This window comes from Ferranicluibacter rubi (assembly GCF_011603255.1).
Classification (GTDB): domain Bacteria; phylum Pseudomonadota; class Alphaproteobacteria; order Rhizobiales; family Rhizobiaceae; genus Ferranicluibacter; species Ferranicluibacter rubi.
The window spans coordinates 90,799-115,610 of the sequence record NZ_JAANCM010000006.1; the positions used below are offsets into that span (position 1 = coordinate 90,799).

Below are 24,812 nucleotides of genomic sequence, written 5' to 3' on the forward strand. Positions count from 1 at the left end.
CCGCTCACGCGATGCGCTGCTGGCTTTGCGGATCGAAATAAACGGCCTTGTCGAGGTTGAAGGCGAGCCTTGCCGTCTGTCCCGCATGGATACGGGCATCGGCCCGCAGGCGCGCGACCACTTCCTTGCCGCCGAGCCGGGTGACGGCGAAGGTGTCGGCACCGGCCGGCTCCACGACCTCGATCAGGCAATCGCCTTCCGCGATCGTGCGCGCATTGCGGTCCGCACCTTCGATGTCGGTCAGCGCCTCGGGCCGGATGCCGAAGACGATCTGGCGGCCGAGATGGCTCTCCAGTCGCTCCTGCCCTGCTGCTACCGGCAGTTTCACCAGCGCGCCGTTCGGGCGGGCAAGCGAGACGGAGAGCCCTGCCGCATCCTTTTCCACGGTTGCCGAGAGCAGGTTCATGGCGGGCGAGCCCATGAAGTCGGCCACGAACATATTGGCCGGATTGTTGTAGATTTCCGCCGGCGAGCCGAACTGCTGCAGCACGCCGTCCTTCAACACCGCGATCTTGGTCGCCAGCGTCATCGCCTCGATCTGGTCGTGGGTGACGTAGACGATGGTCGTCTTCAGACGCTGGTGCAGCCGCTTGATCTCGGTGCGCATATCGACACGTAGCTTTGCGTCCAGATTGGACAGCGGCTCGTCGAACAGGAAGACCTGCGGATTGCGCACGAGCGCGCGGCCCATGGCGACGCGCTGGCGCTGGCCGCCGGAAAGCTGGCTCGGCTTCCGGTCGAGCAAATGGCCGATCTGGAGGATATCGGAGACCTCCTTGATCGCCTTCTCGCGCACGTCCTTCGGGACCTTACGGATCTCCATGCCGAAGGCGATGTTGCCGGCCACCGTCATGTTCGGATAGAGCGCATAGCTCTGGAACACCATGGCGATGTCGCGCTGCGACGGCGGCAGACCCGCAATCGAGCGGCCCTTGATGGCGATCTCGCCGGACGTGATCGGCTCCAGCCCGGCAATCGTGTTCAGCAGCGTGGACTTGCCGCAGCCGGACGGGCCGACCAGCACGAGAAAGCCGCCTTCCTCGATTTCGATGTTGATGTCTTTCAGGATTTCCAGCGCGCCATAGGATTTGCGCAGATGCGAGATTTTGAGAAACGACATGATGATCAGCCTTTCACGGCGCCGGACATCAGGCCGCGCACGAAGTAGCGACCCGAAACGATGTAGACGATGAGGGTGGGCAGGGCGGCGAGGATCGCGCCGGCAAAGTGGACGTTGTATTCCTTCACGCCCGTGGACGACTGCACGAGGTTGTTGAGCGCGACCGTCATCGGCGTCGAATTGGCGCCGGCAAATGAGGCGCCGAACAGAAAGTCGTTCCAGATATTGGTGAACTGCCAGATGACCGAGACGACGATGATCGGACCGGACGAGGGCAGCAGGATGCGGCGGAAGATCTGGAAGAACGTCGCGCCGTCGATCTGCGCCGCCCGCACGAGTTCGGTCGGAAAGGCCTCGTAGTAATTGCGGAAGTAGAGTGTGGTGAAGCCGAGACCGTAGACGACATGCACCAGCACGAGCCCGGGAATGGAGCCGGCAAGGCCGAGCATGCCGAGGATGCGCGCCGTAGGAATGAGCACGATCTGGAACGGGATGAAGCAGGACAGGAGCAGCATGCCGAAGACGATGTTCGACCCGCGGAAATGCCATTTCGTCAGCACATAGCCGTTGAGCGCACCGACCACGGTCGAGATGGCCACGGCGGGGATGACCATAAGGATGGAGTTGATGAAGAAGGGCTTGAGGCCTGTCGGCTGGATGCCGATCTGCGCGGTCGACCAGGCCGACAGCCACGGCTCGATGGTCCAGACCTGCGGTAGGTTGACCATGCCGCCCTGGCGGATTTCTTCCAGCGGCTTCAGCGAGTTCACCACCATGACGTAAAGCGGCATGAGGTAGAACATCGCAAAGGCGATGAGCGCGGTATAGATCAGGGCCCGGGTGAGAAGGCTGTGCGACATCGCGTTCTGCGGATTGGCGGCGCCGCTCATCAGCGTTTTCCTCCACGGATTTCGGAATAGAGATAGGGAACGATGATCGAGAAGATCATGACCAGCATGATGATGGCGGAGGACGCGCCGATGCCCATCTGGTTGCGGGTGAAGGTGTAGGAATACATGAAGGTGGCCGGCAGTTCGGTCGCCTGCCCCGGGCCCCCGCCGGTCAGGGCGACGATCAGGTCGTAGGCCTTGATGGCGAGATGGGCGAGCACGACGAAGGCCGACAGGAAGACCGGGCGCATCAGGGGAATGATGATCCGTCGGTAGATCGTCACGGTGCCCGCACCGTCGATCTGCGCGGCCTTGATCATCTCGTTGTCGACCCCGCGCAGGCCGGCGAGGAACATCGCCATGATGAAGCCCGAGGACTGCCAGACGGCGGCCAGCACGACGCAGTAGATCGCCATCTTGCTGTCCTTGATCCAGGTGAAGGCGAAGGTCTCCCAGCCCCAGAGATGCATGGTGTTCTCGATGCCGATGCCGGGATCGAGGATCCACTTCCAGGCGGTGCCCGTGACGATGAAGGAGAGCGCCATCGGATAGAGATAGATCGGGCGCAGAAAACCTTCGCCGCGGATCTTCTGGTCGAGCATGATCGCCAGGAACAGGCCGAGCACCGAGCAGATGAGGATGTAGAGCGAGGCGAAGATCGCCAGATTGGCGATGGCCCGCCACCAGTGCGGCAGGGCCCAGAGCTTGCTGTAGTTCGACAGGCCCACGATGTTGTAAGACGGCAGCATCTTGCTGTCGGTAATCGACAGGAACCCTGTATAGGCGATGAAGCCGTAGACGAAAATCACGATGACCAGGAAACTCGGCGCGAGCACGATTTTCGGCAACTGGTCCTGTAGGAAGCTGCGGCTCTGCATGGCTTCGTTCCCCTCCCCTCGCCCGGAATGCGGGTGCACGGCCTCAGGCGCCGGCCATCATGGCCGGCCTTTCGGCGCACCCGGTATCCCCGGCAGTCTTGACGTATCGGATGGTGTGATGGCGGGAGCTGCGGGCGCGAAGACCCGCAGCTCCCAGCCCTTACTTTGCGGCTTCGACCGCGCTGACCAGCTCGGTCACCGCGTCGTCGGCCGTCAGGTCGCCGTTGAACTGACGGGTCACGACGTCGTAGATCGCGTTCTTCACGGCTGCCGGATTGGCGTGGCCATGGGCCATGGAGCCGATGAGCTTGCCGCTCTTGTCGGCTTCGGCCGCATCCTTGATGGCCTTCTTGCCGCAATCGTCGAAGGCGGCGTCCGACACGTCGGTGCGCACGGGTGCCGAACCCTTGACCACGTTGAAAGCCGACTGGAATTCAGGGCTTTCGATAGCCGTGGCCATCTCCATCTGTGCCGGCACCTTGGCGTCGGCGACCTTGAACATGACGAACTGGTCGGTGTTGAAGGTGACTGCACCCTGCGTGCCGGGGAAGCGCATGCAGACATAGTCCTTGCCCGGCGTCTTGCCGGCCTTGGAGAATTCGCCCTTCGCCCAGTCGCCCATGAACTGCACGCCGGCCTTGCCGTCGATGACCATGGCGGAGGCGAGGTTCCAGTCGCGGCCCGAGAAGTTGGGATCGACATAGGAGCGCAGCGTCGTCATGCGGTTGAAGGCTTCCTTCATCTTGTCGCCGCCGAGCGCCTTCGGGTCGAGATCGATGAAGGCGGACGTGTAGAAATCGACGCCGAGCGACAGCACGACGGCGTCGAAGACGGTCGCGTCCTGCCAGGGCTGTCCGCCGGCGGCAACGGGGATGATGCCCTGCGCCTTGAAGTTGTCGAGGAGGGCGATCAGCTCTTCCCAGCTCTGCGGCTCCTTGCCGCCGGCCTTGTCGAGCGCCGCCTTGTTGATCCACATCCAGTTGGTCGAATGCAGGTTGACGGGTGCCGCGATCCAGTGGCCGTCATATTTCGAGAACTTCTGAAGCGCCTTGGGGATGACGTTGTCCCAGTTCTCCTTGGCCGCGACCGCATCGAGGTTGCCGAGCGAACCTTCCTTGGCCCAGTCGAGAATGTCGAAGCCGAGCATCTGCACCGCGGTCGGCGCGTTGCCGGCCGTGACGCGGGCGCGCAGCACCGTCATGGCTTCCGTGCCGCCGCCGCCGGCGACCGGCATGTCCGTCCAGGAGATGTTCTTGGCTTCGAGGTCCTTCTTGAGCACTTCCAGCGCCGAGGCCTCGCCGCCGGATGTCCACCAGTGAAGCACCTCCACGTTTTCGGCAGCCTGCACGGCGCCGGCCATCAAAGCGAGACCCAATGCAGTCGATGTCAGAAACTTGCGCACGATGTTTTCCTCCCATGAGCACAGTGAAGAGCGAAACCCATTTCCGCTCCCGTGCCGCCGCCCTCCTCGAGCGTCGGCGTCAGCCGGCTTGTTCAGCCGCATCCCGTCTTCCCGACCGCGTGTTGCGCGCCCGGGCGGGATGCTTCAAGCCAGCTTTTCCGTCTGCGGCATCCACCAGTTCGTGCGGCCGCCGATATGCATGTTGAGCGTCTTGGTCTCGGTATAGTCCTCCACAGCGTGGCGCCCGAGTTCGCGGCCGAGACCCGACTGCTTGTAGCCACCGAAGGGCAGTTCGGAGGCGCCGTCCATGAAGGTGTTCATCCACACGGTCCCTGCCCGCACCTGCCTGCCGATCGTCAGGCACGTGTCGAAATCCTTGCTCCACACCCCGGCAGAGAGCCCGTAATCGACAGCATTGGCGATCTCGATCGCCTGCGCCGTGGTCTCGAAGGTGAGCACGGAGAGAACCGGGCCGAACACCTCCTCGCGCGCGACCGGCATGTCCGGCGTCACATTGGCAAGAATCGTCGGCGCCATGAACTGGCCGCGGCCGAGATCGAGCGCCTTGCCGCCATGGGCCACGTCCGCGCCACCGTCTGCTGCCCCTGAAATATAGCCGGCGATCTTCTCCAGATGCTGCGGTGTGATGATTGCGCCGACCTGCGTCTGCGGATCGAGCGGATCGCCGACCCGCACCTTTTCCGAAAGGGCGGCCACCCGCTTCACCACGTCCTCGGCGATGCTCTTGTGGAGGATCAGCCGCGAGCCGGCATTGCAGCACTCGCCGGCGTTGAAATAGGCGCCGAACACGGCGGCATCGATGAAGCCGTCGAGATCGGCATCGGGAAAGACGATCTGCGGGTTCTTGCCGCCAAGCTCCAGCGACACCTTCTTCAGCGTCTGCGCGGCATTCGCCATGGTCAGCTTGCCGACGCCGGTAGAGCCCGTGAACGAGACCATGTCGACATCGGGATGCGACGTCATGACCGCCCCCACCTCGGCGCCCGTGCCCGTGACGATGTTGACGACGCCCTTGGGAAGGCCGGCTTCCTCGAGGATCTCGCCGAGCACGACGGTCGAGCCAGACGAGAGTTCCGATGGCTTGACGACCGTGGTGCAGCCGGCGGCCAGCGCGAAGGGCAGCTTCTGCCCGACGATCAGGAAGGGGAAGTTCCACGGCGTGATGATCGAAACGACGCCGATCGCCTCGCGCAGGACCACGCCCAGCGTGCCGTCGCCCAGCGTATTGTAGCTCTCGCCATGGAGATCGCGGGCAAGGGCCGCGGCATAGCGCCAGATATCGACCGAACCGGCGATTTCGCCGCGCACCTGTGAGATCGGCTTGCCGGCTTCCACCGCATCCAGAAAGGCGAGTTCCTCGGCACGCGCGGCAATGAGATCGGCGGCCTTCAGCAAGATGCCGGAGCGCTCCGACGCCGTCATCCGCGGCCAGGGTCCGGTGTCGAAGGCCTTGCGGGCTGCAGCGATGGCGCGCTCGGCATCCGCCCGCGTTCCCGCCTGGAACCGGCTGACGACGACGCCATGGCCGGGCGCGACCCGCTCGATCGGATCGGCCGTCCCCTCGCTCCACCGGCCGTCGATCAGCATCTTGAAGTCGCGCGGGGCATGATCCACGAGCGCCTTCGGGTTTACCAGAACCGTCATTACCATTCTCCCTTGAACTGTGCGGCACGCTTCTCCTTGAAAGCGGAAACGCCCTCCTTGAGGTCGGCCGTCTTGGCAGCAAGGATCGACCCCAGCGCCTCCACGGCCGTCCCGTTGTCCTCCCCGTTGGCGCTTGCGATCATCAGCTTGACGATTTCCAGCGCCGCCGGCCCGCGCGCGGCGATGCCAGTTGCCATGTCTTTTGCAGCGGCAAGCGCACGTCCGGTCGCGGTCACCCGGTCCACAAGCCCGAGTGACAGGGCCTGCTCCGCCGTGAAGATCTCGCCGCCGAGCGCCATCCGGCGCACGGGCTGAGCGCCGAAGCGCTTGACCAGCCGCTGCGTGCCCGACCAGCCCGGCACCATGCCGAGGCCCGTTTCCGGCAGCCCGATCCGGATGTGTTCCTCGGCGATGCGGATGTCGGCGATGCCGGCAAGCTCGAGACCGCCGCCGAGCGCGTGCCCGTTCAGCGCCGCGATGAGCGGCATGCGCAGCGTTGCAAGCCGCTCGAACACGCGGTGCCCGTAGCGCACCCAGCCATGGCCGAACGCGTCCGGCCGCATGCCGCCCCAGGCGGTGATATCGCCGCCGGCCGAAAACCCCGACCCCTCGCCGGTGAGGATCGCGACGCGAACGCGCGCGTCCGCTTCCACCGTATCGGCCACGGACACCAGCGCCTTCAGCATGTCGAGATCGAGCGCATTGCGCTTTTCCGGCCGGGAAACGGTGAGGATGGCGATGGGGCCTTCGATGTCGAGGCGTACCTCTCCCTTAGACATGGGCACCCTCCAGAACGCGCGGCGCCTTGGTGGGCAACGAAAGGCCGATGCGCGCCTCGCCAAACAGCGCGGCATCCATCAGCTTCAGGTCCGGCGAGACGATCAGCGGGAATTCGGACTGATCGAGCACCTGCGTCTGCAGATCGACGCCGGGCGCGATTTCGGTCAGCACCAGCCCTTGCCGCGTCAGCTTGAGCACGCAACGCTCGGTAACATAGGTGATGTCCTGCCCCTGCGCGATGGCGCGGCTGCCGGAGAAGGTGACGTGCTCGACCGCCTCGACCAGCTTCTTCAGCTTGCCTTCCCTCTCGATCACCAGCTTGCCGTTGACGATCGACAGTCTGGCGCCGGCATTGAACATGCCGGAAAAGACGATCTTGCGGGCGCGGGCGGTGATATCGACGAAGCCGCCGGCACCGGCCGTCACATGCGGACGGAACGACAGACGGGAGACATTGACCGAGCCGTCGCGGCCGATTTCGAGGAAGGAGAGCAGCGAGGCATCGAAGCCGCCGCCTTGGAAGTAGGTGAACTGGTAGGGCGAGGGCATGTAGGCATCCGCATTGGACGCGCAGCCGAAGGCAAAATCGAGAAGCGGCACGCCGCCGACGGCCCCCTGCTCGATGACCCAGGTGACCGCGCCGTGCAGGCCCTCCTCCAAGAGGATACGCGGCACGTTGGCGGAGATGCCGAAGCCGAGATTGACGCAGCTGCCGGCTTGAAGCTCTTGTGCCACCCGGCGCGCGATGACCTTCTGGATGTTGAAATCCGGCACGGAGAAGCTTTCGAGCGGCCGGAAGATCTCGCCAGAAATGGCCGGATCGTAGTCCGTCAGCGTCGTCTGCTTCTGGTCGGGATCGACGATGACGTAATCGACCAGCATGCCGGGAACCCGCACGTCGTGCGGCTTCAGCGCGCCCTGCTTGGTGATGCGCTTGACCTGCGCGATGACGATGCCGCCATTGTTGCGCGCCGCCAGCGCCTGGTCGAGCCCGCCGAGCGTTGCACCCTCGTGCTCATAGGTCAGGTTGCCGTGCTCGTCGGCGGTGGTTGCGCGGATGATGGCGACCTGCGGCACGATGGCGGGGAAATAGAGCCAGTCCTCGTTCTCGAACGACACCCGCTTGACCACCGGCGTCTCCGCCGCCAGCGCATTCATGGCGCAGCCCTGCCGCTCGGGGTCGACGAAGGTTTCGAGCCCGATCTTGGTGATGACGCCGGGACGCTTGGCCGCGGCCTCGCGGTGCATGTCGAAGAGGATGCCCGAGGGGATGTTGTAGGCGGGAATTTCGTTGGCCGTAATCATCTGCCAGATCAGCGGCGGCTCGGATGTCGAAGGCCCCGACGGATAGGAGCCGGCGAGGATCCGCTTGAGGAGGCCTTTCCTTGCGATATGATCCACACCCTTGATGCCGCTCATGTCGCCGGCGGCGATCGGGTGCAGGGTGGTGATCTCGCTTGGATGACCCGTCGCCGCGAAGCGCTCGCCGATCGCTTTCAGCATCAGATCGGGGCAGCCGAGCCCGCTCGAGGAGGAGACGGAGACGACGGCGCCGTCGGGGATCATGGCGGCCGCTTCGGCCGGAGTGATGTGCTTGCCCATGATCTGACTCAAAGCCCCGTCTCAACCGTGACGGCGCGGCCGGACCGTGCCGCCTCGACGACGGCAAGCCCTGTTGCCAGCGACCAGATGCCGTCTTCCGCCGTTGCGGCCGGAGATCCCCTGCCGGCTATTGCCGCATGGAAGGCCGCAAGGCCCGTTTCATAAAGGTTGCGCCCGTCAAGCGGCAGCGTCTGTTCGCCCTGCGCGTCGCGCAGCACCACCGTGCCAACGGGCCGCTGCGTCATGACGTTGCGGGCAATGAGCGATCCCTCGGTTCCGTGAACCTCGAAGCCGGTCTCGGCATATTTCGTGGTGAATCCGTCGTGGAACTGGGCGATCAGCCCGTCCGCAAACCGCATGACGCCCATAACGGCATCTTCGAGCCCTGCCTTGCCGAGCCCGCCGGACTGGCCAAAGGCCGTGACCTCCACCGGGTCCTGCCCCAGCACGAAGCGGAGCGTATCCGTGTCGTGCACCGTGATATCCAGGATGACGCCGCCGCCCGCCTTGGGATTGTCGAGCCGCCAGCCCTGCAGATGCGTCGGCAGATAGACCGCGTGGAAGACCCGTGCCGAAAGCGGCTTGCCGATCCGCCCGGCGGCGACCGCATCCCGCATCGCGATATGGCTGGCCGCATTGCGCAGGTGGTGGTTCGTCGCCAGCACCACGCCGGCCGACCGTGCCGCGTCCCGCATGCGGTGGGCATCCTCCAGCGTCATCGCCAGCGGCTTTTCGCAGAGGATGTGCTTGCCGGCCCTGGCGGCGGCAATCGCCTGGTCGCGGTGAAGCTCGTTGGTGGTCGAGATATAGACCGCATCGATATCGGGATCCGCGAGCAGGGCATCGAGATCCGAAACGGCCTTGCCGATCCCGTTTTCCGAGGCGTAGGTCGCGGCACGCTGCGGGCTGGAACTCATCACGGAGACGACCTCCCCGCCCGTCGCGCGGATCGCGCCGATCACCCATTCCCGTGCGATCGTGCTTGCGCCGATCAATCCCCAACGGTTCGTCATGCAGATCGCCTCCCCGGCTTCATTCTGTTCACGCCGCAGCTTTCCCGCACGACCAGCCGTACGGGCGTCACCACGGCCTCCGCCTCCGCCTTGCCGGCATTGATCTGCTTGAGCAGCAGCTGGGCGGCACGCCGGCCCATGCCCTGCGGATCCACCGCGATGGTGGTGAGCGCCGGCACGGATGTGCCCGCCTCGATCACGTCGTCGAAGCCGACGATCGCGAAATCGACGCCCGGCTCCAGCCGCCGCGCCCGCAATCCGTCATAGACGCCGAAGGCGACGGCATCGTTGAAGCAGACCCCGCCCGTCGGCCGGTCGTCCGCCGCCATCGCCCGCGCCACGGCCTTTGCCCCTTCCGCCCGCGAGGGTGCGCAGGCAAAGACGAGGCCTTCGTCATAGCCAAGCCCCGCCGCCGCGATCCCGTCGCGATAGCCGGCAAGCCGCTCCTGAAAGATCGCGGTATCCTCGAACCCGCCGAAGAAGGCGATGCGCGTGTGGCCGAGCTTGGCCAGATGCTCGACGGCTGCGAACATTCCGGTGTGGTTGTCCGACATGAGCGAGGACACCTTGGCACCCGGCACGGGGCGCACCACGGCGACGACCGGCATGCCGGCCGAGACCAGCGCCTTGAAATCGATGGCCCGCGAGCCGCGGGCGGGCGACACGACGAGGCCGGAAATGCCGTGCTCGCGCATGGAGGCGATGACCTCCGTCTGCCGGTCGAGGCTCTCGCTGGTATTGGCGAGGAACTGCACGAAGCCCGCATCCTGCACGACAAGGTCGATGCCGACGGCAAGCTCGGCAAAGAAGCTGTTGGTCAGATCGTTGACGACGACGCCGATGATCTTCGACTTGGCGCTGGACTGCCGGAGATTGGCCGCGCCGCGATTATAGACATAGCCGAGATCCCGCATGACGGCATTGACCTTGGTCCGCGTGCCCTCGTTGACGAGCGGCGAACCCTGTAGGACGAGCGAGACTGTGGATTTCGACACCCCCGCCGCCTTCGCAATATCGATGACCGTGACCCGTCCGTTCGCCATGAACTCTCATGCGCCTCCATCTTGACCCTCTCAATATTTGGATCGTTCCAAAATATCAAGGGCCATTTCCGGGGTGTTTGCAGATTCTTTGAAAGACCTGTCTCAAAGGCATATAGGCTCCATTTAATGTGCATTGCAGCATTTACAGTGCATTTCACCCGTCATTGGCTGCAATGTCGATGATCATCCATCGGAAAATAGAGCCTTGCAATTTGGATCGATCCAAATTATCCGGTTGACATTCCGAGGAGGCATCATGACTCAGGTTCTCAATCTGCCGACATCCGCAGGCGCGGTCGAAGCGTATCGCCTTGTGGGCACGCCGATCGCAAGGCCGGCAACGACCCCTGTCTTCAACCGCATCGCCTATGCCGCGGCGCATGTCGTTTCCGCGCCCGAGCGGGACGCCGATCCATGGAACCGCCCGGCCATCGACTGGGACACGACGCTTGCATTCCGCCATCATCTCTGGAGCCTCGGCTTCAAGATCGCCGAGGCGATGGACACGTCGCAGCGCGGCATGGGTCTCGACTGGGCCGGCGCGCAGGAGCTCATCGCCCGCTCGCTCGCAGAAGCGCGCACGGTGGAGGGAGCCGACCTTGCCTGCGGCGCCGGCACGGATCATCTCGACCCGACCGACGCCCGCACGCTGGACGACGTGATCGGGGCTTACGAGACGCAGATCGAGCATATCGAAAAGCATGGCGGCCGCGCGATCCTGATGGCGAGCCGGGCGCTCGCCCGCATCGCACGCTCGGCCGACGATTACGCCAAGGTCTATGGCCGCATTCTCTCGCAAACGAAGGACAAGGTGGTGCTGCACTGGTTGGGCGACATGTTCGACCCGCAGCTACGCGGCTACTGGGGAAGCACCGACTTCGAGCCGGCGCTCGATTGCGCGCTGCGGATCATCTCAGAGAATGAGCGCAAGATCGAAGGCATCAAGATCTCGCTGCTCGAACACGAAAAGGAAATCGCCCTGCGCGACCGGCTGCCGGAGACCGTGCTCTGCTTTACGGGCGACGATTTCAACTATGCCGGCCTGATCGAGGGCGACGGGCGGCGCCACAGCCATGCGCTGCTCGGCATCTTCGACGCCGTCGCACCGGCTGCCTCGAAGGCGCTGGCAGCGCTTGCCGCGGGCGATAGCGCGACGTTCCGGGCGGTAATCAACCCGACGGTTCCCCTCTCCCGCAAGATCTTCGAGGCGCCGACGCAGTATTACAAGGCCGGCGTGGTTTTCCTCGCCTGGCTCAATGGCCACCAGTCGCATTTCAGCCTTCCGGCCGGCATGCAGTCGGCGCGCGGCATCAACCACTATGCCGATATCTTCCGCCTTGCCGATCAGGCCAATATTCTCGACAGGCCGGATCTGGCAGCCGAACGCATGCGCCACTTCGCTGGCGTCTACGGCATCGCCTGATGGCCGCACGCTGCGCGCGACGGCAAAAGGCCGTGCATCCCGCAAGGACGCACGGCCATCCGCATCGCTCGCTCCCCTCCCGAAGCCGGTGCCGGCGTCAGGACGAGCGCAGGAGGCTCAGCTCCAGGCGTGGAGCGGTGGCTTTTCGCCGTTGAGGAAATACTTGCCGAGGATGGCGTATTTCCAACGCACCGGATCGTGCAGCGTGTGGGTGCGGGCGTTGCGCCAGTGGCGGTCGAGGCCGTGCTCGGCAAGCGTCGAGCGCGTTCCCGCCAGCTCGAAGAGCTTGTTGGTGGCGGCGATGGCGATCTCGGTGGAGAGGATCTTCGCCTCCGCCGTGACGATCTGCGCTTCCGCCACGCTCTCGGCATTCGGGTCGAGGATCGCCCGGTCGATGGCGTATCCGGCCTTTTCCAGAAGCGCCTGCGCCGCATGCAACCGCAGCGTCAGGTCGCCCACCGCCTGGATCGTGTAGGGATCGTCCCAGGCATTGTCGACGCCCGAATCCACCCAGGCGCGGCTCTTGGTGCGCACGAAGGACACGGTCTCGTCGATCGCAGCCTGGGCAATGCCCGAATCCACCGCCACCTGGATGATCTGGAAGATCGCGCCGTCGGCGGTTGGAACCTCGTAACCCTTGTAGCCGGGCACGAGATGGGTCTTCGGCACCTTCACATTGTCCAAGAGCACGGTGCCCGACAGGGTCGTGCGCTGACCGAAGGCGGACCAGTCGTCGATGACGGTCAGGCCCGGCGCATCGCGCTCGGCAATCGCGTACCAGGCCCGGCCCTCGTCATCGAGCGCGACGATCGGCACGAGATGGGCGAGCAGAGCGCCCGAGGCGTAAAACTTCTGCCCGTTGACGACCACATGATCGCCGGCATCCACGAAGCGGGTCTCGAAATCCACCGCGCGCTTCGATCCGAACTCGGAGAAGGCATTGCCGAAGCGGGTGCCGCGCAGCACCTCGCCAAACAGCAGCGCCTGTTGCGCTGGATCGGACACGGTGCGGATGGCGGCGACGACGCCCAGATGGTTCTGCGCGACCTGCCCGATGGAGGGGTCGGCCGCCGAGATGATCTCGATCACCCGGGCGAGCGTCGCATAAGACAGCTCCGGCCCGCCGAAGGCCTTGGGCACGTTGATCGACCAGAGGCCGCTCTGCGAGAAGGCATCCAGCTCCTTGACGGGCCAGATCCGCTCGCGGTCGCGCAGGGCCGCCTCCTTCACGAAGTCGGCGGCGAGCTGCTTGGCAATCGTGATCGCCTCGGCATCCGTCGAGATGATGTGGGCAGGCTCTGAGGGGCGCGGAACCGGTGGAACGGCTTTGGCGGCATTCTCTGTTTTGATGTTGGAAATCGTCATGTCGATATCTCCTTTGACATCTGTTAGCCGGCGAAAGCCGGGGGTGAGGACGCTACGGATGTGGACGGCCCTGGGGCCTTGTGGCCGAGGTAGAAGGCCTTGATGTCGTCGCGGGCCTTCAGGTCCGAGGCCGTACCGGAGAGAACCGTGACGCCGTTTTCGAGCACGATCGCCCGATGCGCGAAGCGCAGCGCCACGGCCGCGTTCTGCTCGGCCACCAGAATGGAAAGCCCCTCCTCGCGGTTGAGCCGGCGCAACGTCCGGCAAATGTCCTGGACGACGATCGGGGCGAGGCCCATGGAGGGTTCGTCGAGAACGAGGAGGCGCGGGCGCGACATCAGCGCCCGGCCGATGGCCGTCATCTGCTGCTCGCCGCCGGAGGTGAGGCCGCTCAAGATCCGGCGCTTCTCGGTCAACCGGGGAAAATGCGCATAGACCTTGTCGAGGTCGCTTGCGATCTCCCGCCGCGTGGCGCCGCGCCCGAGACCGCCGGAGACGAGGTTTTCCTCCACCGTCAGGCTCGGGAAGCAATGGCGGCCTTCCAGCACCTGCACGAGACCCGCGCGAACGAGATCTGCGGGCCGTGTGCGGGTGACGTCGAGGCCGGCAAAGCGGATGTGGCCACCCGTGATCTGGCCGCGCTCGGCGGGAAGCAGGTTCGACAGGGCCTTGAGCGTCGTCGTCTTGCCGGCCCCGTTGGCGCCGAGCAGCGCCAGGATCTCACCGCGTGCAAGCGTAAAGCCGACGCCGTCGAGCGCCGTGATCGCGTTCACATAGGTCGCCTTCAGGCCTTCGACGGCAAGGAGGGAGGGGTCAGACATCGTGGGCGTTCCTCTGCCGCATGGTGCGGGCCGGATGGGCGGGAATGAAGGGTCCGCGCCGTTGCCGGCGCGGAGGATGGCGATCAGTTCAGGGCCGCTTCGGCCTCTTCCGCGGTGCGCAGTTTGATGCCCTTTTCCGCCGCATAGGCCTGCGAGGATTTCTCGATGATCGGCCGCAGCAGCGCCCAGTCCGGAGCGATCCAGTCGGAGACAACCTTCCATTTCGCGCCGTCCCACTGCTGGAAGGTCACGTAGCCATTGCCCTCGTGATTGTCCCAGGTGACGTTGATCGAGTGGAACAGCCCCTTGGCGCCCAGCGCCTCGACACGCGCAGGGTCGAGCTGCAGGTGCTCGAAGCCCCAGCGGACCTCATCGCCGGTCAGCGTGCGGTTGCCGAACTTCGCCTGCGCGATGCGGATCGCCTCGACGTTCAGGATGCCGTTGACGATGCCCAGATTGTGGTAGACCGAGCCGATGCGCTTCTTGTCGTCGAGATTGCCTTTGCCGGCGTCATAGACCGTCTTCACGATCTCCTGCACGACGGGATATTCCGTGCCGGAGGCCTGGGTGGTGATCGCGGTATAGCCCTTGGCGGCGGCGCCTGCGGGAATGGCGTCTTCTTCCGAGTTCGACCAGACATTGCCGATGATATGATCGACCGGGAAGCCGGTCTTCGCCGCCGTCTTCAGCGCCACCGGGTTCATCACGCCCCAGCCGCGCAGCACGACGTAATCGGGCTTGGAACGGCGGATCGTCAGCCATTGCGACTGCTGCTCGTTGCCGGGATGGGGAACCTCGATCTGCTGCAGCTCGAAACCGTATTTCTGCGCCAGCAGCTCATAGATCGGAATGGTTTCCTTGCCATAGGGCGAGCCGTGATAGAGCACGGCAATCTTCTTGCCCTTCAGCTTCTCCAGCCCGCCTTCCTTGCCGGCGATGTAGTTCACGATGCCGGATGTCTCGCTGTAGGGGTTGAGCAGCAGCGGAAAGACATAAGGGAAAACGCGGCCGTCGGTGGAGTCCGTGCGGCCGTGATTGATGGTGATCAGCGGCACCTTGTCGGCGGTGATCCGGTCGATCATCGCATAGGCGATGCCGACGGAGAGTGGGTTCCAGGCGGCAACGTTCGGGTTGCTCTTCAGCCGCTCGTAAGCCTCGACGCCGCGCTCCACCTCATACTGGGTCTCGGCCTCCGACCATGTCAGCTTGACGCCGTTGACGCCGCCGTCGCGGGTGTTGATCAGGTTGAGATAGTCGATGAAGCCGCCGAAGAAGCCGGTGCCGCCGGCCGCATAAGGCCCGACGCGGTAGCTCTGCAGCGGGAAATACTGCTCGTCGGCATGCGCGGCCGGCATGCTGGCTGTGAAGCCCACCGTGAAGGCCAGGCCGGCGGCAAGCGTCGCGGTTCTGAATTTGCTGAAGATCGTCATGTCTGGGCACACTCCTAGTATCGGCCGGCGCGATGCCGGTCCTGTTTGCGTTTGAAGGTCTGGTGGCGGTGGAGAGGCCGTTCAGCGTCGCCTGAGCACGGTACCGATGCGGCGCCGGAGGCGATCCGCCAGCGCGGCGAGCCCGTCGGGTTCCAGCACCAGAAAGAGGATGATCAGCGCGCCGAGCACGATGCGCTGGCTCATGTCGAGCACGCCGGAATCGAACACGTCGCCGAGCACGAAGGATCCGAAACGGGAGAGCACGAGCGGAAAGGCGACGATGAGGGCCGCGCCAAAGAAGGCGCCGCGAATGGTGGCGAGCCCGCCGATGATGACGATGAAGAGGATCTGGAACGACCGGTCGAGATTGAAGCCGGCCGGCTCCACCGTGCGCAGATAGGCGAATGCCCAGAGCACGCCGGCAACCCCGATGATGAAGGAGGAGACCGCAAAGGCCAGAAGCTTGGTCTTCAGCACGGGAACGCCGATGATGCGTGCCGCCGTTTCGTTGTCGCGCACCGCGATGAAGTTGCGGCCCGTCTGCGAGATCACCAGCCGGTAGCTGAGAAAGGTCAGCACGGTGACGACGGTGAGCGCGAAGAGATAGCGCCCGACAGGCCCCTCCACGGTCAAGCCCGCCACATGCAGCGGCGGCGCATCGATGACGCCCGAGGCGCTGTCATTGGAGAACCAGCTGAATTTCGTCAGCGCCCATTGCACGAAGAACTGGGCGGCGAGCGTAGAAACGGCGAGATAGAAACCCTTCAGCCGCAGGCTCGGCAGGCCGAAGGCGAGCCCGATGGCGGCGGCCGACAGGCCCGCGAGCACGATGCTGCCGATCAGCGGAAGCCCCTCGACGCGCAAATTGAAATTATACGCCGCATAGGCGCCAACGGCCATGAAGGCGGCACTGCCGAGCGAGACCTGGCCTGCATAGCCTGTGAGAATATTGAGCCCGACGCCGGCCAGCGACAGCGCCAGAAAGGGCAGAAGGATCGCCTCGAAGAGGTAATTCGTCGCAAGCAAAGGCACCGCGAGATAGGCCACAGCAAGCGTTGTCACGGGCAAAGCCCAGCCGGGCAGGCTGCGCGAGAGGCGGGTTTCGGGCCGGCTTCCTGGAATGAGATCGGTCGCAAAGGCGGTCATGGTCACACCCTTTCCACACGCTTCTGGCCGAACAGGCCGGCGGGCCGCACGAGCAGCACGACGAGCGCCAGCACATAGGCAAACCAGCTCTCGATGCCGCCGCCGAAATAATCGCCGAGATAGACTTCCGCGAGCTTCTCGGCCGCGCCGATCAGCAGGCCGCCGACGATGGCGCCCGGAATGGAATCGAAGCCGCCGAGCACCAGCACCGGCAGGGCCTTCAGCACCACCAGCGACAGGGAGAACTGGACGCCGACGCGCGCGCCCCAGAGAAGCCCCGCCACCAGCGCGACAAGACCTGCCGCTGCCCAAACGGTCGCCCAGATCACGGGCAGCCGCAGCCCGACGGCGAGTGCCGCGAAGGGATCGTCCGCCACCGCCCGAAAGCCGAGGCCGATGCGGGTATAGCGGAAGAAGACCGAAAGCACGGCCACCAGAGTGGCGGCGACGGCGGCGGCGAACAGATCGAATTGACTGATGAAGACGCCGCTGACATCGAAGGGTACATCCTCGATGCCGAGATCGAGCCCGTGCACCTGCGTGCCCCAGATCAGCTGTGCCGCACCCTCGATGACGTAGGACAGGCCGAGCGTCGCCATGAACAGGGTGATCGGTGGCCGGTTCGTCAAGGGCCGCAGCACCGTCCGCTCGATGGTGATACCGAGCACGACCATGATCGCGAAGGTGATGGCAAAGGCGAGCGGAAACGAGATGCCCCGTTCCGTCAGGCTGACGAAGGTCAGCGCGGCAAAGAGCAGCATGGCCCCTTGCGCGAAATTCAGCACGCCGGAGGTCTTGTAGATCAGCACGAAACCGATCGCGACCAGCGAATACATCACGCCGGAAAGCAGCCCGCCGACAAGAACCTCGAGGAAGAACAGCCCGTCGAACCCCTCCATCACAGGTCCTCCCCGCGCGCAACGTCGTCGTCCCCATCATCGGCATCGGCGATGCCGAGATAGGCATCGATGACACGCGGGTCGCGCTGCACCTCGGCCGGCGTTCCCAGCGCGATGTTCCGGCCGTGGTCGAATACGGCGACGCGGTCGGACAGGCTCATGACGACGCCGATGTCATGCTCGATCAGCACGACCGTCGTGCCGAACCTGTCGCGCGCGGCCCTCACGAAGCCCGCCATCTCGTTCTTCTCGGTCGCCGTCATCCCGGCCATCGGTTCGTCGAGCAGCAGGATATCCGGCTCGGCGACGAGCGCGCGGGCGAGTTCCACGCGCTTCTGCAGGCCATAGGGCAGCGTCCCGACCGGGCGATCGACAAGGGAAGAAAGCTGCAAGAAATCAATGACATCGATGGCTCGCGCCCGTGCATCGAGCCTCTCCCGCCGCGCCCGACCGAAGCCTGCGATCTGCTCGATGAAGCTGGAGCGCACCGTGTGCGCCCGGCCCGCCACCACATTGTCGAGAACGCTGAGACCCGGAAACAGCGCGAGGTTCTGGAAGGTGCGGGCGACGCCGAGACCCGCGAGCCTCTGTGTCGGAACCTGCCCGTAGCGCTGCCCCTTGAGGAGGACATGGCCGCGATCCGCCCGGTAGACGCCGCTGATGATGTTGACGATCGAGCTCTTGCCCGCCCCGTTCGGCCCGATGATCGCCAGGATCTCGCCCCGCCGCACCGAAATATCGACCTCCGACAGCGCCGAGACGCCGCCGAAGGACAGGGAGACGCCGTCGAGCTCAAGCACGGCATCGCCCGCACTCGGAGCGACGCCGACCGGCAGCTTGGCAGCGGGATGCACCTGGGCATCCGCATCCGCATCTGCCACCAGGCTCGGCCGTGCGCGCGGCGCCGTCTCGAAGGCCACGGCAGAGGCCGCGATCCAGGCCCCGGCCGAGGCTCCTGTCAAAACCAGTGTCATCGCGTCCGCGCCCTTTGCCCGAAAACGCGCTGCCGACAATCCGAACCGGGCTCGTCGCGCGCGCAAAATCCCCTTCGCAGGGCCTTGTGACCCTGCGTCTTTCAATGTTCCGATTGTCGTATGCGCCTGTCGCGGCGACCGTCAGCCGGCCACCGTTCTCATGCGTCATTCCGCCGCGATGGCGCTCGCCGCCTCGGCATTCTCGATCTCCCGCACCAGCGGAATGACGTGTTTACCGAAATATTCGACCTCTTCCTGGAAGTGGAGGAAGCCGAGGAGGATGAGATCGGCGCCGGCGCGCTTCAGGTCCACCACGCGCTGCGCCACCTGTTCCGGTGTGCCGATGAGGTTGGAGCGGAAGCCGTCATTGTACTGCACGAGGTCGTCGAAGGAGGATTTCGCCCAGTTGCCCTCGCCCTCGGGCGATGACTTGCCGGCATTCTTCACCTCGTGGCCGAAGGCGTTGACGGCCTCCGGATTGGCCTTCTCGATGATTTCGGCAAGCACTGCCCGCGCCTCTTCCTCGGTATCGCGCACGATGGCGAAGGCGTTGACCCCGACGCGCACGCTGTGGCCGTTCTCCTTCGCCTTGCCCTGGATGTCGGCCACCTGCTTGCCGATTTCCTCCGGCGTATTGCCATTGGTGAAGTACCAGTCCGACACGCGCGAGGCCATGTCGCGGGCGGCGCGCGAGGAGCCGCCCTGGAAGATTTCCGGCTGCGGATCGATCGGCTTCGGCTTCAGCGAATAATCGTTGAAGCGATAGAAATCGCCGTGGAAGGTGAAGTTGTCTTCCGTCCAGATGCCGCGAAGCGCCCGGATGAACTCCTCGGAGCGCCGGTAGCGCTCGTCATGGTCGAGCCAGTGCTCGCCGATGGCATGGAATTCGCCGCGAAACCAGCCGCTGACGACGTTGACCGCGACGCGGCCGTTGGTCAGATGGTTGATCGTGGCAATCTGCTTGGCTGCCAACGTCGGGTTCCACGGCCCCGGCAGGATCGCCGCGATGACCTTCAGCGTCGTCGTGGATTCCAGCAGCGCATGGCTGAAGGAGACCGACTCGTGCTGGAACTCGGCGCCGTAGCCGGCGGTGAAGCGGATCTGGCTCAGCGCATATTCGAACCCGTTCGCCTCGGCGATCTGCGCCAGCTTCCTGTTGTAGTCGATCGACCAGCTCGTCCGCTGCTCGATATCGGAAATGACGAGACCGCCCGAGACATTGGGCACCCAGTAGGCAAATTTGACCGGCTCTCGGCTGGTATAGGACATGGTGTTCTCCTCTTGAAATCGATTAAGCAGACGCCGCGCTCAGCAATGGACGCGATGTGCGCTCCGCATCGGTATGGACAAAGTCGGCATGGGCCCGGGTCGCATCGGGGGGCAGCACCCGTTCCAGCTCCGAAACGGCCCGTTCGATCCGGGTCCGCATAGCGGGATTGGTGAGGGTGTGGTTGGTAAAATCGGCCTCGGTGGCATAGATCGCCGCCGGCAGCGTCAGCGCGTTGAAGAAGCCGAACAGTGGCCGCAACTGGTGCTCCGTCATCAGCCCATGCAGCGGCGTGCCGCCGGTGGCCGCGAGAATGACCGGCTTGCCGGCCAGTGCGCGGTAATCGACAAGGTCGAACAGATGCTTCAGAGCGCCAGTATAGGACGCCCGATAGACCGGAGATCCCACCACCAGCACATCCGCAGCCTCGACCGCATCGACGATTGCCCGCCCCTCGGCATCAAGCTGGTCCGCCCGCAGCGCCCGGAACAGAACCGGCGCCGCATCGACAAGCTCGATGACGCGCGATACAGCGCCCCGCGCCTGCCCTTGCACCCCCACGGCATCCACGATTGCCGTGACGAGGGCCGCAGTGCGTGACGGCTGTTTGACATTGCCCGACAGGCCCAAAATCTTCATCGCTGGAAACACCTCATTTGCCCCCTTACTCTATGGATTTTATATTTTTCGGGTAACAATCGCTTGCTAATGTTCCGGTCGATTGTGGAATAATGATCTCGCGCCGCAGAGCCGAAAGCGGATGATTAAACTCCGCCCGCTGGAAACGGCGATGTGTGGTGATGGCGGAGCCCATACCCAACGGACCTCATGGGACCAGACGGTTTTTCGTCAAATCGCCTCCCCCTGCGAAATATCCGCATAATGGCGCGCCGTCCCAGCCCCTGTTCATCCCAAGGCCTTCAACATCGGGGTGATCGAGAAGCGTCCCTGTTCGGCCTTGGCGGTGAGGTCGCGCAGATAGCCGCCGGGCGAGCGGATGACGGTGCTGCGTTTCAGGATGGCGGCGATGACGATGGCGGCGGGGATGTCGCCCATGGCGTTACGGGCTGCGGCCATGGCGCTGGGACTGATGCGGAGCATGGAGCGGACGACCTCGGCCGCATCGATCACATCCTGCCAGCGGGAAATGCCGCCACGGGCGTAATCGGCGATATCAGGGCAAAGGTTGAGAAAATCCTTCAGCGCAAGGCCTGTCGATGTCCGCTTCGGCGCTATCGGTTCTCCGGCTTCGTCCTCTGTTTTCAGTCTTTGGCCGTTTTTATCAAAAGAGAGATCTGATTCTGAATTCTGAATATGGTGCTCAGAATGACGCTCACTGGCGCTCATTTCCTCGTCGGTAAGTGCGTTGAGATAACCGGTTTCCACCTCCGCACGCAGCCGTACGAGCGCGTTGCAGCGGGCCGACAGATCCGCTTCCGTGCCGTTGCGCTGGACCCGGCCGGAGAGGTCACGCAGCCGTTCGACGAACCCCTGCCAGGGATCGGCACCGCGTTCGGTCCGACCTTCGGCAAAGGCGGCAGCGATGGTCTTGGCGATATCTCGCAGGTGCAGCGTGATTTCGGCGCGCAGGCGAGAGATGCGGCGGGCAGTGTCGCGGGACGTGGCAGCGGTGGCGAGAATGTCTTCGGCCCGCAGCGCCAGCGGTGCGAGATCGAAGCCGAACGCGGTCTCGACGTCGCCGTGATCGTCGCGACGGCAGTAACGCTTGCCGTTGGCGCTATCGCGGCGCAGGATCAGCCCGGCCTCCACGAGGCTTGCGAGATGGCGCCTGAGCGTGGCGGGCGACATGCCGCGTGCGCGAAGCGACAATTCGGCATTGGAGGGGAAGACGATGATCGGCGCGCGACCATCGAGATGGCGGTCCTGATGAAAGCTCGCCAGCGCCTCGAGCACGGCGATCGCCCGGTCGGAGAGTTTCCAGACGGTGCGGGCTTCGCTGAGCGCCCGGATGATCTGGTATTTCTCCGCCTGGCCGGTCGCATTGCCGCCCGCGCCGTCCTTCAAACGGGACTGTCGCTTCTCCAAGTCGGCCCGAAGCGCAAAATTGCGCGCAGTCAGCCGTGCGCCGCCGAAAGGCGTCGTTGCAAATTTTTCCATCTCTCCATCTCCGTTGGGAGGCAAGTCTCCCCCGGCACGGCACACGTCTTCCTTCGCTGACACCCTTGTTTTCAGGCGTTCAAGCACGAATGTCCTCGATATCAGAAGGCTTCACCGGACGACCGAAAACGTTCGGTCAAAGCTCCGCCGTTCGGCATTTCTACCGCTGACTCTTGACTTTGATGGCTGGAAGTGATTCTCTCGAACTGCTTAGATTGAAGAGGGCTTCCATGACGGTGACGTTTTGGGGGCCTTTTTTCTTGCTCTCTTGGTCGTCCTTTTCTGGTTCATGTCGTTTGAGGCCGCCCCGGTGTTCGAGGCGGCAAGGTCGTTGCGCCTCAGGTTCAGCTCTCGCCGTCCGCCTCGCGCTCGAAGGTTTCATGCGCCTCCGCCAGGAGGGCGGCTGCGGCATCGATGAAGGCAGGCGGCGTGCCCTCGGCAAATTCGATCCGCGTCGCGCCGTTCTCCACCTTCAGTCGGGCAAAGACCCGACCACGGGCATCCGTCAGCGATCTCACATCTCCGCTCTCAGCCTGCCCTGCCCTGCGCTTCGTCTTCATCGGCTTGCCCAGGGCGTCGAGATGGGAAAACAGGATCTGGAAGCGTCGATCACTGTCGGCCGCCTTGAACCGGTCGGAGTAGACGACGTCGAGGGCCTGTACCTGTCGGGCGTCTTTCGAGAGGATCTCGCCGAGCTTCATCCAGCGCTCCCGCCCGACCTTCGGCGCGGGGCCGATGAAGCGGATGAACCGGTCGGGCACGCCCTCGGCTACCTGCATCAGCCGCGAAAGCTCGCTCTTCTGCACGGCCAGCGCATCGCCGATGGTCTTGCGGTCGAAACCGCGTTCCGTGAGGTTGCGGGCAAAAAGGGCGCGCTCGATGAAGGAGAGGTTGCGGCGCTCGGCATTTTCCTTGCCTTGCGCCAGAACCAGTTCGTCGTCGGTCAGCGCGCGAATGATCGCCTTGACCGGACGGCCGAGGCGGGCGGCGGCGCGGATGCGGCGATGGCCATAGGCCGTTTGGTAGACGCCCTGCTTCTCCGGATGCGGGCGCAGAAGCACCGGCACCTGCTGGCCCGCCTCGCGCACGCTTTCCACCAGCGCCTCGAAATCCTCGTCCGCCGGCCCGTCGATCACGAGCCGATCCTCGACGAAGGAGGCCTCGATCCGTGCGGGGTCGATGCCGACGACGTGCTCGCCTTCCGACAGGGCCTGGCGCAGCGCGCGGGCTTCCTCCGCCTCGCGGGTGATCGCGTTCAGGGAGAGGCCCATGACCTTGACCGCGCCGGATGCGCTGCGCGTGTGGGGTGTGAGCGGCACACCCTCCCCCGGTGTTCCCGGGTTTGTAGGGTTCTCGGCCGATTTCTGTTCGGGCGCCGGGCCTTCGTTCGGACCAGGCTTTTGCGCTTCCGCCGCACGCACGACGTCGGCCGGGCTCAGCCCGCCCCCAAACAGCGCCTTCAATTCGCTCTTGCGGTTCCCCGCCATCATCCGATCCCTTTCCGCGTTCCCGGCCCGAAAGCCGCTCGCTCAACTCGTCTGCAACAGCGAAGCGCCCTGCGGCCGCTCGCCCATCCCTGACCCTGACCCCGTCAGCGGTTCCACACCGCATGCACCAGCGTTTCGATCTCGCTGTTGACGGCATTCATCGATTCCACCGCGCGGTCGTAGGTCGCGCGGGTAAAGTTCTCTCGGCCGACCTCGTAGAGCGTCTGCTTGGTCAGCCCCGCATCCGACACCGCGGTCGATTTCACCATAGGTGCCGTCAGCACGCGCTCGCCGAAAAGCGAGCGCATGAAGCCGACGATCTGCGCCTGCGGCCCGTCATTCGGCTCGAAGCGGGTGACGAGGTAGCGCAGGAAATCGAAATTCAGCGTGCCCCCGGCGTCCCGCACGACGGACAGCAGATCGGCCGTCATGAACAGGAACTGGTTCATCGAGGCGATGTCCAGCATCTGCGGATGCACGGTGACGATGACGGAGGTCGAGGCGCAGAGCGCCGACAGCGTGAGATAGCCGAGCTGCGGCGGGCAGTCGATCACGACCACGTCGTAATCGGTCTCCACAGTTTCCAGCACCGCCTGGATCCGGGCGAAGAACAGGGGACCGCCCCCCGTTGCCCCTTCCCGGCCGGACTGTCGGTCGGCCAGCGCCTGCGGCGTTACATGCTCGAATTCCTGCAGCTCTATATTGCCGGGCACGAGATCAAGGCCGGGGAAATAGGTCTGGCGGATGACGTCGGACAAAGGCCGCTGCTCGGCATCGTAGCGGATGGCGCCATAAAGCGTGTCGTTGCCGGTCAGGTCCAGTTCCGGCTGGTAGCCGAAGAGTGCAGACAGCGAGGCCTGCGGATCGAGGTCGATGGCGAGCACCCGGTGGCCGGTCAGCGCCAGATATTGCGCCAGATGCACGGCGGATGTCGTCTTGCCGGAGCCACCCTTGAAATTGGTGACGGAAATGACCTGCATCCGTTCGCCGGCCTCCGCATCCCGCCGCGGCAGATAGCCGCGCGCCTTGGCAGTATTGCCTTTGGCGAGCGCCTGTTCCGACAGGTACAGGCGCAGCGCGTTGATATCGGACAGCGAATAGAAGCGACGACCGCCCGCGCCGGTTTCCGGCTGCGGCCCCTCGCCGGCCAGAGACAGCTGGCGCAGATAGCCATCGGAGACGCCGATCAGCTTGGCCGCCTCGCCGGAGGAGAACGACCGCAACGTCTTCGTCGCGGTCGGCGGAAACAAACGCTCGCGCATCGCCTTCAGCTGTTCCGACAGCGCGCTCGCATCCGCCGCAATCGTTAGATCCGCCGATGGTGTCGGCGCCGCATCTTTCGGGCCGGTGCGTGTCGTGTGGGCCGTTGGGGCCATGTCGTTTCTTTCCTCAATGTCTGGCCGGCGTGCCGCCGGCTTGCGGACGGGCTGCGTCCGGGGGATGGTCGATGTCTGCCATGTTCCCGCCGGCGCGGCGGCGATTCTCATGC

Annotated in this window: 21 protein-coding genes; 1 reads left to right on the forward strand and 20 read right to left on the reverse strand. The window is 64.7% G+C overall.

From position 1 onward, the window contains the following. Positions 1-4 precede the first annotated feature (4 nt). The 9 genes from G8E10_RS13350 to G8E10_RS13390 all read right to left on the reverse strand — a co-directional run bounded on the left by G8E10_RS13350 (position 5) and on the right by G8E10_RS13390 (position 10,393). Entirely contained in the window at positions 5-1,120 is a 1,116-nt protein-coding gene (locus G8E10_RS13350; RefSeq protein ID WP_167129604.1) for an ABC transporter ATP-binding protein, read from the reverse strand. A gap of 5 nt (positions 1,121-1,125) precedes the next feature. Then, on the reverse strand, positions 1,126-2,010 hold the full coding sequence (locus G8E10_RS13355) for a carbohydrate ABC transporter permease (RefSeq protein WP_110729149.1): 885 nt from the start codon (positions 2,008-2,010) through the stop codon (positions 1,126-1,128). Further along, positions 2,010-2,888, reverse strand: a complete 879-nt coding sequence (locus G8E10_RS13360; protein ID WP_110729148.1) for a carbohydrate ABC transporter permease — start codon at positions 2,886-2,888, stop codon at positions 2,010-2,012. Before G8E10_RS13360 ends, G8E10_RS13355 begins: the two co-directional genes overlap by 1 nt. Before the next feature lie 160 nt (positions 2,889-3,048). Beyond that, complete coding sequence (locus G8E10_RS13365; protein ID WP_165906812.1) at positions 3,049-4,248, reverse strand: ABC transporter substrate-binding protein; 1,200 nt, start codon at positions 4,246-4,248, stop codon at positions 3,049-3,051. Between the two features lie 186 nt (positions 4,249-4,434). Next, the gene (locus G8E10_RS13370) at positions 4,435-5,955 is read right to left on the reverse strand and encodes an aldehyde dehydrogenase family protein (RefSeq protein WP_110802101.1); all 1,521 of its coding nucleotides are present in this window, start codon (positions 5,953-5,955) and stop codon (positions 4,435-4,437) included. Further along, on the reverse strand, positions 5,955-6,734 hold the full coding sequence (locus tag G8E10_RS13375; RefSeq protein WP_110802100.1) for an enoyl-CoA hydratase/isomerase family protein: 780 nt from the start codon (positions 6,732-6,734) through the stop codon (positions 5,955-5,957). Before G8E10_RS13375 ends, G8E10_RS13370 begins: the two co-directional genes overlap by 1 nt. Then, positions 6,727-8,337: an acyl CoA:acetate/3-ketoacid CoA transferase gene (locus tag G8E10_RS13380; protein ID WP_110802099.1), complete on the reverse strand. Its 1,611-nt coding sequence runs from the start codon at positions 8,335-8,337 to the stop codon at positions 6,727-6,729. The genes G8E10_RS13375 and G8E10_RS13380 overlap by 8 nt, the downstream gene beginning before the upstream one ends. An 8-nt stretch (positions 8,338-8,345) precedes the next feature. Next, a complete protein-coding gene (locus G8E10_RS13385) occupies positions 8,346-9,350 on the reverse strand; it encodes a Gfo/Idh/MocA family protein (RefSeq protein ID WP_110802098.1) in 1,005 nt (334 codons plus the stop codon). Then, positions 9,347-10,393, reverse strand: a complete 1,047-nt coding sequence (locus G8E10_RS13390; protein ID WP_110802097.1) for a LacI family DNA-binding transcriptional regulator — start codon at positions 10,391-10,393, stop codon at positions 9,347-9,349. Before G8E10_RS13390 ends, G8E10_RS13385 begins: the two co-directional genes overlap by 4 nt. Before the next feature lie 256 nt (positions 10,394-10,649). Here G8E10_RS13390 and G8E10_RS13395 point away from each other — a divergent pair, with 256 nt between their 5' ends. Continuing rightward, positions 10,650-11,816 (forward strand): dihydrodipicolinate synthase family protein, encoded by a 1,167-nt coding sequence (locus G8E10_RS13395; RefSeq protein ID WP_110802096.1) that lies wholly within the window; start codon positions 10,650-10,652, stop codon positions 11,814-11,816. Positions 11,817-11,933: 117 nt separating this feature from the next. Here the strand turns inward: G8E10_RS13395 and G8E10_RS13400 are convergent, their stop codons facing one another. The 11 genes from G8E10_RS13400 to repA all read right to left on the reverse strand — a co-directional run bounded on the left by G8E10_RS13400 (position 11,934) and on the right by repA (position 24,699). Continuing rightward, entirely contained in the window at positions 11,934-13,181 is a 1,248-nt protein-coding gene (locus G8E10_RS13400) for an SfnB family sulfur acquisition oxidoreductase (RefSeq protein ID WP_110802095.1), read from the reverse strand. A 23-nt stretch (positions 13,182-13,204) separates the two neighbouring features. Continuing rightward, entirely contained in the window at positions 13,205-14,002 is a 798-nt protein-coding gene (locus tag G8E10_RS13405) for an ABC transporter ATP-binding protein (RefSeq protein ID WP_110729140.1), read from the reverse strand. An 83-nt stretch (positions 14,003-14,085) separates the two neighbouring features. Further along, on the reverse strand, positions 14,086-15,432 hold the full coding sequence (locus G8E10_RS13410; protein WP_110729139.1) for an ABC transporter substrate-binding protein: 1,347 nt from the start codon (positions 15,430-15,432) through the stop codon (positions 14,086-14,088). Between the two features lie 81 nt (positions 15,433-15,513). Next, positions 15,514-16,578: a branched-chain amino acid ABC transporter permease gene (locus G8E10_RS13415; RefSeq protein ID WP_167129606.1), complete on the reverse strand. Its 1,065-nt coding sequence runs from the start codon at positions 16,576-16,578 to the stop codon at positions 15,514-15,516. A gap of 2 nt (positions 16,579-16,580) precedes the next feature. Beyond that, entirely contained in the window at positions 16,581-17,477 is an 897-nt protein-coding gene (locus tag G8E10_RS13420; protein ID WP_110807815.1) for a branched-chain amino acid ABC transporter permease, read from the reverse strand. After that, the gene (locus tag G8E10_RS13425; RefSeq protein ID WP_167129608.1) at positions 17,477-18,451 is read right to left on the reverse strand and encodes an ABC transporter ATP-binding protein; all 975 of its coding nucleotides are present in this window, start codon (positions 18,449-18,451) and stop codon (positions 17,477-17,479) included. The genes G8E10_RS13420 and G8E10_RS13425 overlap by 1 nt, the downstream gene beginning before the upstream one ends. 165 nt (positions 18,452-18,616) lie before the next feature. Further along, positions 18,617-19,720, reverse strand: a complete 1,104-nt coding sequence (sfnG, locus tag G8E10_RS13430; RefSeq protein WP_110729136.1) for a dimethylsulfone monooxygenase SfnG — start codon at positions 19,718-19,720, stop codon at positions 18,617-18,619. Between the two features lie 22 nt (positions 19,721-19,742). Then, entirely contained in the window at positions 19,743-20,357 is a 615-nt protein-coding gene (gene msuE, locus G8E10_RS13435; RefSeq protein ID WP_167129610.1) for an FMN reductase, read from the reverse strand. Between the two features lie 267 nt (positions 20,358-20,624). Beyond that, the gene (repC, locus tag G8E10_RS13440) at positions 20,625-21,836 is read right to left on the reverse strand and encodes a plasmid replication protein RepC (RefSeq protein ID WP_167129612.1); all 1,212 of its coding nucleotides are present in this window, start codon (positions 21,834-21,836) and stop codon (positions 20,625-20,627) included. Between the two features lie 344 nt (positions 21,837-22,180). Then, positions 22,181-23,326, reverse strand: a complete 1,146-nt coding sequence (gene repB, locus G8E10_RS13445; RefSeq protein ID WP_167129614.1) for a plasmid partitioning protein RepB — start codon at positions 23,324-23,326, stop codon at positions 22,181-22,183. A 101-nt stretch (positions 23,327-23,427) separates the two neighbouring features. Next, positions 23,428-24,699 (reverse strand): plasmid partitioning protein RepA, encoded by a 1,272-nt coding sequence (repA, locus tag G8E10_RS13450; protein ID WP_110802089.1) that lies wholly within the window; start codon positions 24,697-24,699, stop codon positions 23,428-23,430. Positions 24,700-24,812 lie beyond the last annotated feature (113 nt).

Coding starts and splice junctions, on each gene's coding strand:
- G8E10_RS13350 (WP_167129604.1), bottom strand. CDS start 1,120: ATGTCGTTTCTCAAAATCTCGCATCTGCGCAAATCCTATGGCGCGCTG.
- repA (WP_110802089.1), bottom strand. CDS start 24,699: ATGGCCCCAACGGCCCACACGACACGCACCGGCCCGAAAGATGCGGCG.
- G8E10_RS13360 (WP_110729148.1), bottom strand. CDS start 2,888: ATGCAGAGCCGCAGCTTCCTACAGGACCAGTTGCCGAAAATCGTGCTC.
- G8E10_RS13375 (WP_110802100.1), bottom strand. CDS start 6,734: ATGTCTAAGGGAGAGGTACGCCTCGACATCGAAGGCCCCATCGCCATC.
- G8E10_RS13370 (WP_110802101.1), bottom strand. CDS start 5,955: ATGACGGTTCTGGTAAACCCGAAGGCGCTCGTGGATCATGCCCCGCGC.
- G8E10_RS13365 (WP_165906812.1), bottom strand. CDS start 4,248: ATGGCCGGCGCCGTGCAGGCTGCCGAAAACGTGGAGGTGCTTCACTGG.
- sfnG (WP_110729136.1), bottom strand. CDS start 19,720: ATGTCCTATACCAGCCGAGAGCCGGTCAAATTTGCCTACTGGGTGCCC.
- G8E10_RS13395 (WP_110802096.1), top strand. CDS start 10,650: ATGACTCAGGTTCTCAATCTGCCGACATCCGCAGGCGCGGTCGAAGCG.
- G8E10_RS13415 (WP_167129606.1), bottom strand. CDS start 16,578: ATGACCGCCTTTGCGACCGATCTCATTCCAGGAAGCCGGCCCGAAACC.
- G8E10_RS13390 (WP_110802097.1), bottom strand. CDS start 10,393: ATGGCGAACGGACGGGTCACGGTCATCGATATTGCGAAGGCGGCGGGG.
- msuE (WP_167129610.1), bottom strand. CDS start 20,357: ATGAAGATTTTGGGCCTGTCGGGCAATGTCAAACAGCCGTCACGCACT.
- G8E10_RS13385 (WP_110802098.1), bottom strand. CDS start 9,350: ATGACGAACCGTTGGGGATTGATCGGCGCAAGCACGATCGCACGGGAA.
- G8E10_RS13420 (WP_110807815.1), bottom strand. CDS start 17,477: ATGGAGGGGTTCGACGGGCTGTTCTTCCTCGAGGTTCTTGTCGGCGGG.
- G8E10_RS13400 (WP_110802095.1), bottom strand. CDS start 13,181: ATGACGATTTCCAACATCAAAACAGAGAATGCCGCCAAAGCCGTTCCA.
- repB (WP_167129614.1), bottom strand. CDS start 23,326: ATGATGGCGGGGAACCGCAAGAGCGAATTGAAGGCGCTGTTTGGGGGC.
- G8E10_RS13355 (WP_110729149.1), bottom strand. CDS start 2,010: ATGAGCGGCGCCGCCAATCCGCAGAACGCGATGTCGCACAGCCTTCTC.
- G8E10_RS13425 (WP_167129608.1), bottom strand. CDS start 18,451: ATGACACTGGTTTTGACAGGAGCCTCGGCCGGGGCCTGGATCGCGGCC.
- G8E10_RS13405 (WP_110729140.1), bottom strand. CDS start 14,002: ATGTCTGACCCCTCCCTCCTTGCCGTCGAAGGCCTGAAGGCGACCTAT.
- repC (WP_167129612.1), bottom strand. CDS start 21,836: ATGGAAAAATTTGCAACGACGCCTTTCGGCGGCGCACGGCTGACTGCG.
- G8E10_RS13410 (WP_110729139.1), bottom strand. CDS start 15,432: ATGACGATCTTCAGCAAATTCAGAACCGCGACGCTTGCCGCCGGCCTG.
- G8E10_RS13380 (WP_110802099.1), bottom strand. CDS start 8,337: ATGGGCAAGCACATCACTCCGGCCGAAGCGGCCGCCATGATCCCCGAC.